General features: G+C 62.6%; 10 protein-coding genes. 1 reads left to right on the top strand and 9 read right to left on the bottom strand.

Going from position 1 to position 14,252, the window contains the following annotated elements; all coding sequences use genetic code 11:
* Positions 1–170 precede the first annotated feature (170 nt).
* The 7 genes from G7045_RS02185 to G7045_RS02215 form a co-directional block, all read right to left on the bottom strand.
* Positions 171–2,129: a UvrD-helicase domain-containing protein gene (locus tag G7045_RS02185; RefSeq protein ID WP_166156680.1), complete on the bottom strand. Its 1,959-nt coding sequence runs from the start codon at positions 2,127–2,129 to the stop codon at positions 171–173.
* Positions 2,126–4,471, bottom strand: coding sequence for an AAA family ATPase (locus tag G7045_RS02190; protein ID WP_166156682.1), 2,346 nt, complete (start codon positions 4,469–4,471; stop codon positions 2,126–2,128). Before G7045_RS02190 ends, G7045_RS02185 begins: the two co-directional genes overlap by 4 nt.
* A 451-nt stretch (positions 4,472–4,922) precedes the next feature.
* Positions 4,923–5,324, bottom strand: a complete 402-nt coding sequence (locus G7045_RS02195) for an ArsR family transcriptional regulator (protein ID WP_166156683.1) — start codon at positions 5,322–5,324, stop codon at positions 4,923–4,925.
* An 87-nt stretch (positions 5,325–5,411) separates the two neighbouring features.
* The gene (locus tag G7045_RS02200; protein ID WP_166156684.1) at positions 5,412–5,651 is read right to left on the bottom strand and encodes a hypothetical protein; all 240 of its coding nucleotides are present in this window, start codon (positions 5,649–5,651) and stop codon (positions 5,412–5,414) included.
* Between the two features lie 67 nt (positions 5,652–5,718).
* The gene (locus G7045_RS02205; RefSeq protein WP_166156685.1) at positions 5,719–6,795 is read right to left on the bottom strand and encodes a phage/plasmid replication protein, II/X family; all 1,077 of its coding nucleotides are present in this window, start codon (positions 6,793–6,795) and stop codon (positions 5,719–5,721) included.
* Positions 6,796–7,232: 437 nt separating this feature from the next.
* Positions 7,233–8,474 carry a hypothetical protein gene (locus G7045_RS02210; RefSeq protein ID WP_166156686.1) on the bottom strand — a complete coding sequence of 414 codons (1,242 nt, stop codon included), beginning with the start codon at positions 8,472–8,474 and terminating at the stop codon, positions 7,233–7,235.
* Positions 8,475–8,769: 295 nt separating this feature from the next.
* Complete coding sequence (locus G7045_RS02215; protein ID WP_166156687.1) at positions 8,770–10,119, bottom strand: site-specific integrase; 1,350 nt, start codon at positions 10,117–10,119, stop codon at positions 8,770–8,772.
* Between the two features lie 449 nt (positions 10,120–10,568).
* Between G7045_RS02215 and G7045_RS02220 the strand changes: the two genes are divergently transcribed.
* A complete protein-coding gene (locus G7045_RS02220) occupies positions 10,569–11,573 on the top strand; it encodes an IS481 family transposase (RefSeq protein ID WP_166156688.1) in 1,005 nt (334 codons plus the stop codon).
* 106 nt (positions 11,574–11,679) lie between these two features.
* Here the strand turns inward: G7045_RS02220 and istB are convergent, their stop codons facing one another.
* Both istB and istA read right to left on the bottom strand, forming a co-directional pair.
* Complete coding sequence (gene istB / locus G7045_RS02225; RefSeq protein WP_166156689.1) at positions 11,680–12,501, bottom strand: IS21-like element ISThsp19 family helper ATPase IstB; 822 nt, start codon at positions 12,499–12,501, stop codon at positions 11,680–11,682.
* Entirely contained in the window at positions 12,491–14,035 is a 1,545-nt protein-coding gene (istA, locus tag G7045_RS02230; protein ID WP_166156690.1) for an IS21 family transposase, read from the bottom strand. Before istA ends, istB begins: the two co-directional genes overlap by 11 nt.
* Positions 14,036–14,252 lie beyond the last annotated feature (217 nt).

The raw sequence follows: 14,252 nt of genomic DNA on the forward strand, positions 1-14,252 counted from the left end.
GCCCCAGTTCGAAGGGGGCTACTTAAGGTCATTCGCGGTCGCTGGGGCGTCGAACGCGAGTGACCAATAGCAACCGTCCGGTGGGCAATCGCTCGCATAACCGCATTGCATCTAGGCAGGCACTTCTTCGGTGCTGAAGTGCCGCTCCGGCCCTGGCCTGAGGCGGCATCCTAAGGAATCTCCAAGATTTCTCCTTCAGCAAACCAGCCGCTCTCGCTCCGCGCGAATTTCAGTGCGTCGGTCGGGTTCTCTGCCCACAAAACCAACGCCAGCGTTTCACGGGCCCGGCTACAGGTAACGTACAGCAGTCGCAGGCTTCGGTCGATGGTCGTTTCCTTCCCGGCCTGGACGTTTTCCAGGTCGCGATCTCCCAGCTCGGTCGCGCCGAACAGCTTGTCGTAGGAAATCTGGTTGCCGCCGGACTGCTCGTCGTCCATGACGACCATGACGTGCGTGAACTCGGACCCCTTGACCACCTGGTGGGTGGCGAGTTCTGAATTGCCGGCCAGGTAGCGTCGGTACCGCTCCAACTCGGCCCATGGAGCTTCGAACAACGCGCACCACCCCCTTCGCCGCCGGGCGTCATCTGTCTCGGTTTCCCTGCGGGGGATCGGCGGAGGTGGCGGTGGTGTCTGGTCGGCAAACTGCTGCAGCAACCGAGCGTCCACCTTGAACACCTGCGCCTCGATGATGGGCGCGATGACCTCGGCGACGGTGGCGTCTGGTTTGACGCACGCCGCGCCAAACGCCACGACGGCCTCATGCATTTCTTCGGCCCGCGCAATTCGCTGATCGGATTCGATCGGCAACTGCTCAAGGCAGCCGGCGCGTCGCAAGACTTCGGTGGCCGCAAAGTCGTTGACGCTCCCGTCCGCGGCCACGCAGGCCACGAGCTGCGCGAGATCCTGAAGCACTAGGCGGGCGGCTGAAGGTCCAGTGTTTTCACCCCTGCCCGATGGCGCGGCGGCGTTCGGGTCGATGAGCGTCATCGCTGTGTACACATTCAAGAAGTCACCGCGCGCCGCGACCAGCTTGTGCTCAAGCGCAAGCGACTGATAGCCAGTAGGCGTCGCCCACGCATCGCTCTGGGCTGTCTGCCGCATCTGCGTCGCAACCCAGGCTTCTTTCAGTCGCTTCTCTGGCGTCGACAGCGACGTGCTTCCGATGAACAGACGCACGGTGCCACCGGTCTTCTCGGTGCGGTGATGCTGTTCGACGCCGGAAGTAGGCTGTGTACGACCAGCCAGCTTCGTCGCCCAGATTTTGTTGATGAGCTGAACAATCCGCTGCTGGCTGCGGTGGTTCATCTTCAGCTCCGGCTTGGCCCAGCCGGAGGGAACGAGGCCGGGCAGATCGACATGCCCGTCCATGTAGATGCGTTGCCGATGATCCCCGAGGAGGCCGAGCGTGAAGCCGCTGCCCCTGGGCTCCGCCAGGGTCATTAGCGAGTCCAGCACCGACTTCATCGTGTCCTGGGACTCGTCGATCAGGATGATGGGGTGGCGATCCTGCAGGATGGTTTGCAACGTCGGCCTGTTCAACAGCAGCCAGGCCGTTGCGTCCAGTACTTGGCTGTGCTGCAGGGCGCCTTCACCGTAGGTATCCTTGTCCGGATGGTAGACAAACGTTGACACGGCCTTCAGAGCTTCGATATCTGCCTCGATCTCGGCGAATTTCCTGCGGTCTGTGTCACTGACGCCCCTTGCCTTGGCCGCCGCCTTGGTCTTAGCCTCTTCGAGCTGCAGGCCCTTGTCAGCGATCAGCGCCTCGCGGATATCGTCGTCAAAGCCGCCGATCAGCTCCCAACAAAACGAGTGGATGGTCGAGACGGCGACTAGGTCATTGCTGCCCAGCCGCCCGCTGATGACCGCAACGGCGTTCTTGGTATACGTGACGACGCGGATTGACCGACCATAGAGACGCAGCCGGTGGGCTAACATTTCACCGTGTTCGTGCGCAACGACGCCGGTCAGGCGGCGCAGGACTTCGACGAGCGTGCGCGTCTTGCCGGAGCCGGCTCCCGCGAACATGAAAAAGCTGCGCGGCGGCTGCTCTGTCAGGTATCCGCAGATTTCCTCGACGACGCTGGCGTCGCGGTCGTTGCTTTCAGGTACTACGGCGCCGTTCATAGCGTTGTGCTTCCAGCGGGCTCAAGCTCGTCCTGCAGCCAGGCGAGGGCGTCAGCGATGTACTTCGGGCAGGTCACGTCCTCACCGGCAGCTACGCGCTCGAAGATGCTGGCCGCGAAATCGCCCTTGCTGAACGAATCGCGCATCAAATCGTGAAGGTCGCTCAGCAGGTCGACCGTCGTGGCAGCGCCCGCAACAGCCTCCGCCGCATCGGCCAGTGCGCCGGTTGGTGGTTTGACCTTCTTGCCATCGTCATCGGCCTTTTGTTGGCCGCTGGCTTTGGCAGCCTCGGCTTCTTCAACCAACTTGTTCAGCCCCTTGAACCACTCGATGTTGGTCAGGATCAGCGAGTCCTCGAAGGTCGTCGGCCATTGGCCGCCCGCCTCGGCAACCGGCAGCTGCCACGCGAACCGCACCTTGCAGCCCGGGGTACCAGTCCAGATGAGTTGGGCAGGAGTTGGCGCCTTATAGTCGTCCACGTTGTGCAATTGGGGATGCCATTCGCGCAGAGTGGCATTGCCGCACCTGAGGCCAGCCTGACCGGTGTTTGCCGTGGCCATCCAGCGCATCTTGCCTTTGGGGCCGGCCTTCTTCTCGGTCGGATCGAGGTCGGTGATGACGACGGTGGGAATCCGGAGCTTTTCGACCAGGGGCCTCAGCCTGTGGGCGTGGCTGCCGCCGATGTCTAGAAAGGAAACGTAGCGGCTGTTTAACTTCTCGTACTTCAGCTCCATGAAGAGCGGCACGAGCATACGCTCTGCGACGCCTTCCACGAGCAGGGCGGCGTTGGCGAACAGCAGATCGGTGTGTTGCACGCGGAAGTAGCGTTCCGCGAATTGGCGAGTCTCTTCGTCGTCGCCGAACACCTCGCCCAGGTCGACGACCTCGGTGCTCGGCGTCGGATGGGCCGTCGAGGGTGGGATTCGCCGGACGTACCGCAGCCGGTCGAAGTCCTCGGCGTGCGCGAGGTGGCTTGAATGCGTGCTTATCAGCAACTGACTTCGCAGCGCGCTGGCATCCTTGCCGGCCGGGCTGATGAGCTTGTGCGCTTTGTCCGGAAAGATGCGCTGCACCTGAACGTGCAGGTGCGCCTCGGGCTCCTCGATCATGACGAGGTGGACCGGCGGCGGTGAGCCCTTCTCGGGGTTCATGCGCGCGGTCTTGAACGACACTAGCTGGTAGCTCAGCGACTGGAGGTTTTGGTAGCCCAGGCCGATCGAGAACTCCGGTAGCATGTCTTCGCCGGTCCCACCCTTCATGCTGTACTGAACGGCGGTGCTGTGGTCTAGCAGATCGGCAGTGTGAATGCGCGTCCTGAACCGAATTTCCTGGGGGTCATGAAGGCCGGGATAGCCGAGCAGCTTCACCTCGGCCACCGATGATGCCAAAGCATCATGGATCTTCTGGTCCAGGTCCTTCTGCGCATTGGCGACCGCCTGGATGAGGTCGGCCCGTTGCCCGTGCCCAGTCACGGCAACGTTGAGATGCTGGCGCGCGAACTTCAGAAGCTGGTTCGAAAACAGGCCGACGGGATGAGACGACGACATGGACTTCGAGTCGGCCTCTTCCGAACCGAGGCCCCGCTGGGCGGCCACGAAGTCGACACGGATCAGCTTGGCCAGGTGCTTGCGGTCGCCTGGCTGCGCGCCAGCCGCCAGGCTCTGGGTTTGGTAGGTCTTGATCCCCTGTATGGGATTGTTGGCGGCATCGAGGCTGTACGGCTTGACCTGTCCAAGCTTCTTGGGCTCGCGCAGCCAGTAGTCCAGCAGGTCGATCGGCCAAGCCAGCGACTCGCTGCTCATGCCCTTCACGGGTCGGCGCGCCAGGTTGTACGCCCAGGCCAGCTCTTTGAGCGATGCAACATCGCTGGCTGGCTCCAGGCGCAAGCGAACGCCAACGGCGCCACCTTTCCAGATCAGCTTGGACAAGAAAGGTTGGACGTAGTGAAACATCCCAGCTTCGGCATCGAACCACAGATCCAGCGTGGGCATTGCCGCCAGCAGCATAGCGAGCTGGCCATCCCAGTCGTCGTCATCTTTAGGCGTCGCGGTCGACGGATCCTCCGCCAATGCCTCCCATTTGGCACCCAGCGCACGCAACGCGGGCCACTCCGACAAGCTGATGTCGAACGCTCCGAAGGGCGAAGATTCAGCCAAAAAATGCCTCAGCGCAGTGAGGATAGCGGTCTTACCGCTGTTGTTGGCGCCCACAAGAATCGTCGTCTGCGGGTCCAGGTCCAACTGGACCTTGCCAAGGCGTCGGAACTTGCATAGCTCGACGTACCGCAGAGTGATGCTTCCCGCCGGAACTGCTGCCGCTGGTGGTGCCGTTGGCGTGGTCATGACTATGAGTCTCCCATATTGAGTGGCCGCGATTTCCGCGACATTGATACAAGAGGCTGCCATGCCGGCCGGTTGCGTCCGCGCGTGCTATGCCGAGCCCCTCCCTTTGTCTTGATTAGACTTCAAGCAGCGGCTGCTGTCGCGAACGCGGCGGAAATCGGGGAGGGGTTAACGCATCACTTGGGATGCGTGTCTGCAACAAGTCGAGCAACACCCAAGCTCGTGGAAGTACGGATCGCCGCAGCGGTAGTCGGTAGGTCTGTTCATCGAAGATCATACGCATGGCTACCATGCGTGCAGCCAACTAGCGATAACACGCACTTGTCGATAGTCAGCCACCGTTGAAAAGCCGCGCCATGCGCTGCGCAGGAGCCGGAACTGACGCGGTCAATCCGCTGCACCAACATGCCGTAGTGCAGCGCAAGAACGGCCTGATCGCCTCTGCGATGGATCAGGCCGTAGCAATCGGCGCGTTGATCGAGATCGTGCTGGCGACCGGCATCACGATCTTCTTGCGTCCGTGCCCTTCATTTGTGACCACTTCCACCTTGACCAGGCCCAACTGGCTCAGCTTGGCCACGTCGCGCGAGACGGCGCTTTGGTCACGGTGGGCTGCAGTCGCCAAGTCCGCAATGGATCGGCGACCCTTGCTGGCCAGGCGCAACAACTCGAACCGTTTGGGGGTGAGCTGGCTCAGGAAGTCCTCGAACTCGAAGCTGGTGAAGGTCTTGGCATAGGGCAGCACTTCCGCACTCTCGTCCAGAGCACGGGCAACGGCACGGCTCTTGCGGGCATGCTCCTGCAGTACGGGACTCTTGGCGAAGTCCGCCAGCGTGATCTTTGGCTTCGTCATATTTTTTCTCCATTCACGAACTTGATAGCGATGGTCTGCCTTTGTGACACAAAGGGTGCGCGTCGTACTCCCACACCACAATCCTGGTCACCAACCCTGCGCCACCTCTTCGTCGGTGATCGGTTTGGACGCTGCGGGCACCCCATCGCCCACCAGGGGTTTGTACACCGCAGGGATGTCCCGTGCGCGGACGATGCGCACGAGGATTTCGCCGGAGTCCAACAGGCGCACGTAGGCTTGGTCGTGCGCCTGCAGCCCAGCACGTTCCGCCACGTACTTGGGAATCCGAATTCCGAGACTGTGCCCCCAACGTGAAATCTTCGCCATTGCGGGTTCCTCCATTGATAGTCAATGGCGACAAATTGCCATGCGCTGGGGCACGGTGGCGCGGCAGTCAGTACGCCAGCTTGTTCAGCTCGGGGTCGTTCATGATGGCGTCAAGGCTGTCATGCGGGATCATGGTGGGGGCGGCGGGGGACTGCAATGTCGCAGCGGATTTGGCCGCGGCAGCTTCCTCCATCGCACGGCCCGGTGCCCAGTAGCGTCTCGGGTTTTCGTAGGCCCAGTTGGGGATCGGCACGATGTTGCCGGGCACCAGCAGTTCGCGCAGGTCAACGGGGGGCAGGGCGTCGGGGCGGCGATGGCCGCGCACGTTCATCTGCGTCTTTTCCTTGATGTCCGTGGCGTATTTCCACACCGTGGTGCGCGAGTAGTACTGCTCCAGATCGATGCCGTTGAGCCAGAGCAGGTAGGCGCGGCGTTCGGCGGGCGAGAGGGCGCGCTGCTCGTCCTCGGTCAGCAAGGGCTGGATGGCGCTGGCGATCTGGTACTCGGCCAGGAGCTTGAAGAAGATGGCGTTCACGTCCACATCCTTCCAGCGCATCACATAGTCCAGCTTGTGGCGCTTGAGCCATTGGGAATAGAGCTTGAATTCAACGCGCAGCGAACGGCGTGAGGCGCCGAGGATGCGTGTTTGCAGCGGGCCAGGGCGCGGCCACTCCTTCTCCAGCATCACATGTTTGGCGTAGACGGTGCCCACGTGGTACTGAGAGCGTCCACGCGGGGTGAAGCCGATAGAGATGCACGTCTCCTCGTCGCGATGCTTGCCCTGGCGGTGGTTCTCGTCAATGGCGTCGATGCATTCTTGCTGCACGCCCTCGGGGCACCAGAAGTTGGCGCACAGATGAACGCAGGTCACGCCGACTTGGCCGGTGGCCCAGCACTGGCGATCATCACTGCTTACCTCCTGCTTGATGACACTGCGCGTCTGGCGGTCGAACAGGGCGTAGGTGTAGTCGGCCAAGTCGGCGTGGCCGAAGAAGTTGTGGCCCTGGAGGATCTTCGGCGGGCATGCGTCGAACTCCAGCATGTACGCCCGGCCACTGGGCTGCACGCTTTTCGAGCGGATGTAGATTTCTTCAGGGTTGCGCCGGGTATTCGGCTTGACCGCGCTGGCCCCGATGGGGATCACGGTGTTCGAGTCCAACTCCTTGTAGAGCAGTTCTCCGAGGGGGTCGTGGTCGAGTGGCCCGTTGACGTGAATCCGGTCGATGTGCACGGTCCTGACAAGGGGCCATGGGGTGGTGGGGAGTGGAAGGGCGGTACTCATGGTGATGGTGCTCCAGATGGTTGGTTGGTGGTTCGTTCAAATTGCGAACGAAAGTGAGTTGCTATAGCTGTTGGCGTTTACAGAGCACTCACCCGGCCACCATCTGGCACCGATGCGCCGCCATGCACCCCCGCAAGGCGCTGGGTGCGCCAAGGGCACTGCGGCAGGTCAGTCGCGGCTATCTTTCGACGCCCGAACTTGCAGAATTGCGTGCATGCACGTCTGCAATGGAGCCCTCGGCTTGGCCGCTCCTTGGATGCATTGCAAAAATGCGTGCATGCACGAGGTGCGAGACGCCGTTAGTCGCGCAAGGAGATGGGCGGAACGCCCTTTTTGCGCAGAAACGGCAAGGGGGCGATGCCTACTCCGCGGGCGCGGTCGTAGCGGCGGTGGCGAGGCGCCTTGCGCGGCCCGGCGGGCGTTTCGGCGGGCACGCCGTCTTCATCACCCTCGAAGCGGTGCACGGGAGTTTGACCGACACCGCGGCCCCGGGCGGTGCCGTGCGGTTGCGGCGCAACGGGCTGCACTGCCTTGGCATCGGTGCCCCATTCATCGGTCAGCTCTTCGGACTGTGCGGGCATCGCGCCCTGCGCCTTCAGCGCAGCCACGTCGCGCGAGATGGTGGCCGCGTTGACCTCCAAATGCTTGGCGATGCGGTTTTGTCTCCACTTGAGCCCCAGCAGCCGGGCCACCTCAATCTGGCGCTGCACCATTTCCACCTGCTTGGCCGTTTGTTCGTCGTTCGGGCTGCGGTATTCCAGGCCGTAGTTCATGTCGCATTCCGATTCGGTGAACCAGAATTGCAGCGTCGCGGGCACTTGGTCTTCCGGCGTCGTCTTGGTGCGGTGCAGATGGAAGCCACCGCCCATGGCGTACGGCGCAGCGTGGTCGTGCGAGAGGCGGATGAGGTTGGCCTTGTGCGTGACCAGTTGGGCGCCGAGGCTGATGCGCTGCGACGCATGTTCGACAAGCACCACGGTAATGCCCTTCTTGTTCAGATTGCGCAGGAAGGGGCGCAGCCGTTGCACCGATTCGGCAGCGGTGTGCGCGGGGCTGAGCCAGGCTTCGAGGTCGGACACGATGAGCGTCTTGATGCCATCCAAGGCTGCACGCAGCGCGCCTTGCCCCTCCGGCGTGTCGAGATAGGCGATGTCCCCGCCGTCTTCGTCGCTGTGGTACAGGCGAAGGAACTCGTCGCGGTCGTTGCCGCTGGGGGGAAGAGGGGCGGCGCGGCTGGTGGCGTGCAGCGTGCGGAGAAAGTCCGGGCATTCCACTTCCGCCGTGCTCAACAGCAGGACGGATGAGGCGCCGCTCGAAGCGAACGGCCCGAAGTCCCGCCCGCGCACGATGTGCAGGGCAAGCAGATCGGTGAACGGCAGCGTGCGCATGTCCGGCTCTGCGAGAAAGCAGCATGTGCTTTTTGCAGGGATGAGATGCCGCAGCACATGCGCGCGTGGCGTGATCTGCCATTGCTGGGCGTCTTTCCAGCTATGGGTCTTGAGTTGAACAAAGCGGTTCCATTCGTCGCGGGGCGAGGTCATAGCGGTTTCCTTTCCGGCTCCATCGAGCCGAGGAGGCTGGGCGGAAAGGGGCGCACGAATGGGAGCTTCCAACCACTGCACGCACCCATTCGCCGCCCAAGCCTTTGGGTGGTTGAAATGAGAGCGGGGAGCCTTGCGGTGTTGCCGCGCAGCATCCCGGTTTAGGGGTTGGAAGTTGGAAGCACGAGGAGCAGCGGCCAGGGAGGCCACGGCACTTCGTGAAGGCGGCAAGGTGGAAGCCTTGTTGCGCTGGCGTTGATTCTAGCGAAATGGCGCTGCCAGCAGCAGCACCGCGTTACACGCCCTTGGCGTTGCGCATGGCGTTCGTGGCTTCTTCCATTGCATCGCGCACCGGCCCCAGCATGAGCCGCGCATAGATTTGCGTGGCCTGTGGGCTCTTGTGGTTCAGCGCCTTGCCGATGATGGGCAGGCTGGTGCCGCCAGAGGCCAGCCAAGAACCCAGCGTCCGACGCAGGTCGTGCATATGCAAATCCCGCATCTCGTAGTGCTCGACAAACAGACCGTGCGAACGCGCCAATGCACTGAACCGCTCGATGGTCTGGTGCGGGAAGTTGGTGGCCTCCTCTACCGCCGTGAGGTAGTCGAACTCGATGGCCTTGGCTCGTGCCGCGATGGCATCGACGAGCCCCAGCGCCGTGCCACGCGCCAGCACCCGATCCCAGGCGCGCTGGGGATCCACGATATGGCCGTTTGCGCCGGGGCCTGGGAAGACATAGGGCGTGTCGAGGCCTTGCACCGCCTGCTGGCGCCGTTGCAGCACCTCGATGGCCGCTTGCGGCAGTGGGATTGTTTGCGCGGTGCCGTTCTTGGTGCGGGCGATGCGCCACTCCTTGCGCTCCATATGCACGTCGGCCCACTGCATCGTCAGCACATTGCTGCGGCGTGCGCCGGTGAAAAGAGCCGTGAGCAGGAAGTCGCGCACAGTCTCGTTTTCCTCGTTCTCCAGCGCGTAGAGCAGCCGAGGCATTTCGTCGGGCTGCACGAAGCGTTCGCGGGCGCGCTCGGGAAACTTCTCGATGCCACGGCATGGGTTCACCCCCTCGAAGTAGCTCCACTGAATCGCCTTGCTGAACATCGAGCTGACGAGCGCCAGCACGCGGTTGGCTGTGGTGGGAATGGCGCGCATGCGGGCGTGGTGCGCCGTGAGCTTGGCTCGCGTGACCTCCGACAGCGGCAGCTTGGCGAGGTTGGGTCCGTGGACGGAGGTGTTGACGTGGCGGCGGAAGTGCTCGATGTCCTCCAGGTGCGTGACCTTGCGCAGCGAGGAGTGCTGCTCGTAGTACTTCTCGAACAACTCGGCCAGCGTCATCTCATTGCGCTTGGCACGGCCCGTGTCCGCAGGGTTGGCGTCTTGGGCGATCTGCGCGTTGAGAACGGCGGTGGATTTGCGCGCCTGCTCGATAGAGAGGTCGGGGTAGGGGCCAATCTTGATGCGTTCCGGCCGCCCTTTGATCTTGCGGTAGAGCAGGAAGCTCTTGCGCCCTGTGGTGCCCACGCTCAGGGCAAGCCCCTTGGCCTTGGTGTCGTAGTAGTAGGCCACGCCGGTGGAGGGCGTGGGCAGCCGGTTGATCGTGCTTTTGGTGAAGTCGAACCGGTTGGTGGTGCTGGTTGTGTCTGAAGGCATGCCTGATTTCTTGCTACCGTGGCGCTACTTTTTGACCAATCCTTTGGTCAAAAGACCGTTCTTGCTACCACCCCCGTTAACCGAGCGTCTTTGAGCGCCGTTAACCTGAAGGGTCAGCGGAGACCCGCATGGCTGCTGGGTTTCGTTAACGTCCGTGGTTGCCGGTGGGTGGTCAACAAGCTAGCTTAACAATAGCAAAAGTGCCGCTCATAATCCTTTGGTCGTCGGTTCAAGTCCGCCACGCCCTACCAAGCCACACAAGGAAACCACGCTATCAAAACGGTAGCGTGGTTTTTTCATTCTGGGCCAGAACTGCGATTTACAGATTATGCAGCTTGGCCTAGTTGTCCCATCTCGTGTGATCATATACCCCACAGGAGTTGGGCATTCTTCCAAGCAAGAGAGGTAATGCGCAACGTGGTGGAATCCTTCAAACAGGAGCAATCGACATGAGCCAAGTGCACGCGCAAGCACGAACCACACCGCGTACGAGAGCCGAGATCAAAGATTCTCCAGCATCCATTGCACAACTGGCCGAGCTCTACAACATCACCCGTGCGACGGCACGCAAATGGAAGCACCGAGACAGCCCGGATGATCTCTCGCACCGTCCGCACACGCTGCATACAACGCTCTCGCCCGTGCAAGAGGCCATCGCTGTGGAGCTGCGCCGCCTGCTGTTTTTGCCCCTGGATGACCTGCTGGCGGTGGTGCGAGAGTTTGTGAACCCGCAGGTCTCCCGTGCAGGTCTGGATCGTTGCTTGCGCCGCCACGGTGTCTCCAGTTTGCGTGAACTTCAGGCCCAGGCCCAGGCCGACGCAGGCACTGCTGACAAGCCCGTCAAGACCTTCAAGGACTATGAACCAGGCTTTGTGCATGTGGACATCAAATACCTGCCGCAGATGCCCGACGAGCGCCAGCGGCGCTATCTGTTCGTGGCCATAGACCGGGCAACGCGCTGGGTGTTCATGCACATCTATGCCGACCAGAGCGAGGACTCCAGCGTGGACTTCCTGGAGCGTCTGGAGCGTGCAGCGCCCATGAAGATCGTCAAACTACTCACCGACAACGGCAGTCAGTTCACGGATCGGTTCACGAACAAAAAACGCGAACCCAGCGGGCGGCACAAGTTCGATATGCGCTGCAAGGCGTTGGGCATTGAGCACCGGCTGTGTCCGCCGCGTCACCCACAGACCAACGGCATGGTGGAGCGCTTCAACGGGCGTATCAGCGAAATCGTCAGGCAAACGCGCTTTGCATCCGCAGCGCAGCTGGAGGCCACATTGATGAACTACGTCAAAACCTACAACCACCAGATTCCACAGCGTGCACTCAAGCACGTTTCACCCGTTCAGGCGTTGAAGTGTCCGCGCCGATCCAAATTTGAGCCACCGTGCCGACTGAATATTGAGCCAGGGGTGGAAGCCGACTTTTGTGGGGTCGGCTGTGGATAAGTGTAGGTGCTGTCCTGGTTCGGCGATCTCCTTGTTGTTGTGTTGAAGGCGCTGTGCAAGCCGCGCAGGGCGTAGCCCGTAGCGGCTTGCACAGCGCGGCACTTGCTCAGAATGGGTCGGGCTCAGCCTGCGTCGAGGCACTCTTTCGCGCCTGCTCGCGGGCCTTGATACGCTTCTTGGCTGCAGCCGTGCTGCGACTGAACCGGATCGACTCGTTGCCCGTCTCCACGATGTGGCAGTGGTGCGTGAGCCGGTCCAGCAGCGCCGTGGTCATCTTCGCGTCGCCGAACACGCTGGACCATTCGGCGAAGTCCAGATTGGTTGTGATCATCACGCTGGTGTGCTCGTACAGCTTGCTCAGCAGGTGGAACAGCAACGCCCCGCCGGCCTGGCTGAACGGCAGGTAGCCCAGCTCATCGAGGATCACCAGGTCCATGCGCAGCAAGCTCAGCGCAATGCGCCCGGCCTTGCCTTGGGCCTTCTCCTGCTCCAACGCGTTGACCAGATCGACGGTGGAGTAGAACCGCACCCGCTTGCCGTGCCGGGTGATGCCCGAGACACCCATGGCCGTGGCCAGATGGGTCTTGCCTGTGCCCGGTCCGCCCACCAGCACCACGTTGTGCGCCTCGTCGGTGAAGGCCGTGGTGGCCAGAGTCTCCACCAGCTTGCGGTCCACCGGTGAGACCTCGAAGTCAAAGCCCGCCATGTCCCGGTGCACCGGGAACTTCGCCGCGTGCATCTGGTGGCTGACCGAGCGCATCGCGCGGTCCGTGCCCTCGGCCTGCAACAAATGCTCGATCAGCCAGCGCGAGGTCTCGATGCCCACACCGCCTCCCTCACCACCCCCTTGCTCGACCAGATCGGCCCACGCGCCGGCCATGCCGTGCAGGCGCAGTGCCTTGAGTTCGACCAGCACGTCAGTCTTCATGGTCGGCTCCTTCGGTGGTCACGCCCACAATGTTGCCCACGGTGTCCGAACGCAGGCTGTCGTAGCGCGCCGTGTTCGCCAGCGGCGGCGTGGTCACTCTCAGCAGCGTGGCCGCCGTGGGCGGCACCGGCTGCGCGTTGAGCCGGTTCAGCACATTGACCACATGCTCCACGCTGACCTTGCCCGGTGCACCGCTCTCCAGCGCCAGCTCGATGGCCACCAACACCGCGTCCAGGCCGGCGCTGAGCACAACGGCCAGCACCTGCGCCATGACCCTGTCGCCGCCCGGGTTGCGCAGCAGCCCTCGGCGCAGCCGCTGCAGCGGCTCGGGCATGTCGGCAAAGGGCGCGCCGTTCCTCAGCGCGCCGGGCTTCCTCTGCAGCAGCGGGATGTAGTGCTGCCAGTCGTACCGGGTCTCGCCCGCGTTGCTCAGCCGCTCGTGGCGCGCCACGATGGTGTCGTCGGCCACGATGGCGACGCTGCCCGGATACAGCCGCGTGCTGACCAACTGGCCGACCCGTTCGCACGGCACCGAATAGCGGTTGCGCGCCACCGACACCAGGCAGGTGCTGGAGACCTGCGCGGGTTTCTCGACGTAGCCATCGAACGGCACCGGCATGGGCATGAGGTGCGCGCGCTCGTGTTCGAGCATCTCGGCCACGCTGAACTGGGTGTGCTCGGGGTGGCGCACCTCGTCCCACAGCGCGCGGCAGCGCTGGCCCAGCCAGGCGTTGAGTTCGGTGAAGCTGGCGAACTTGATCTTGGCCGCGTCGATCCAGATGCGCCGCCGGCTGTCCTGTACGTTCTTCTCGACGACACCCTTCTCCCAGCCGCTGGCCACGTTGCAGAAGTCCGGGTCATAGAGGTAGTGCGCGCACATGGTGGCAAAGCGCTCGTTGACGATGCGCCCCTTGCCCTTCTTGACCTTGTCCACCGCCGTCTTCATGTTGTCGTAAATGCCCCGGCGGGCCACACCGCCGAGTGCCGCGAAGCTGCGGGTGTGGGCATCGAACAGCATCTCGTGGCCCTGGCTGGGGTAGGCCACCAGCCAGAAGGCCCGACTGGCGCACAGCTTCATGTGTGAGACCTGCACCCGGTAGTAGATGCCACCGATCACCATGCCTTCCTCGCTCCAGTCGAACTGGAAGGCCTCGCCCAGTTCGAAGGCCAGTGGCACAAAGGCGTTGCCCGCAGACCCCTGGCCTTCGCCCTGGCGCCATGCCCGGATGAAGTCGGTCACCCGCGTGTAACCCCCCTCGTAGCCCGCACGCCTGATCTCGGCGTACAGCGCTTTAGCTGTTCTGCGCTCGTGTTTGGGCCGACGTGCATCGGCCTTCAAGGCCAGCCTGAGCGCGTCATGGAACGCCGTGAGTTTGTTGGGTTGTTCGCCGCGCCGGTACTTCGGTGGGCCGTCCACCTCCCCGTGCAGCCACTTCGCCACCGTGTTGCGCGAGAGCCCTGTCATGCGAGATATCTCGCGCTCCGATTTGTTCTTCCGGGCATGCAAATGCCGGATCCTGCCAATCATGTCCATGGTGATCACTCCTTGTCCTCTGCTGCACAAAAAAACAGCAGAGTAGGTTGTTCACCTGGCTCAGTTTTGGGTCGGCACTACCCTCAAAAGTGGCTCAGTTTTCGGTCGGCGCCAACATTGAAGGATTGGTATGCAAAAAAGCCGGAATTGTTCAAGAAGCGTGTTTACAAACAGGCGGGACTTGACACCTAGTTCGCTTGGCCGGACTTGACAGGTA

This window comes from Acidovorax sp. HDW3 (genome assembly GCF_011303755.1).
GTDB lineage: Bacteria > Pseudomonadota > Gammaproteobacteria > Burkholderiales > Burkholderiaceae_C > Paenacidovorax.

Bases quoted from the DNA above. Each gene is read 5' to 3' on its own strand.
- G7045_RS02185 (WP_166156680.1), bottom strand. From the start codon at position 2,129: ATGAACGGCGCCGTAGTACCTGAAAGCAACGACCGCGACGCCAGCGTC.
- G7045_RS02190 (WP_166156682.1), bottom strand. From the start codon at position 4,471: ATGACCACGCCAACGGCACCACCAGCGGCAGCAGTTCCGGCGGGAAGC.
- G7045_RS02220 (WP_166156688.1), top strand. From the start codon at position 10,569: ATGAGCCAAGTGCACGCGCAAGCACGAACCACACCGCGTACGAGAGCC.
- G7045_RS02200 (WP_166156684.1), bottom strand. From the start codon at position 5,651: ATGGCGAAGATTTCACGTTGGGGGCACAGTCTCGGAATTCGGATTCCC.
- istB (WP_166156689.1), bottom strand. From the start codon at position 12,501: ATGAAGACTGACGTGCTGGTCGAACTCAAGGCACTGCGCCTGCACGGC.
- G7045_RS02195 (WP_166156683.1), bottom strand. From the start codon at position 5,324: ATGACGAAGCCAAAGATCACGCTGGCGGACTTCGCCAAGAGTCCCGTA.
- G7045_RS02215 (WP_166156687.1), bottom strand. From the start codon at position 10,119: ATGCCTTCAGACACAACCAGCACCACCAACCGGTTCGACTTCACCAAA.
- G7045_RS02210 (WP_166156686.1), bottom strand. From the start codon at position 8,474: ATGACCTCGCCCCGCGACGAATGGAACCGCTTTGTTCAACTCAAGACC.
- istA (WP_166156690.1), bottom strand. From the start codon at position 14,035: ATGGACATGATTGGCAGGATCCGGCATTTGCATGCCCGGAAGAACAAA.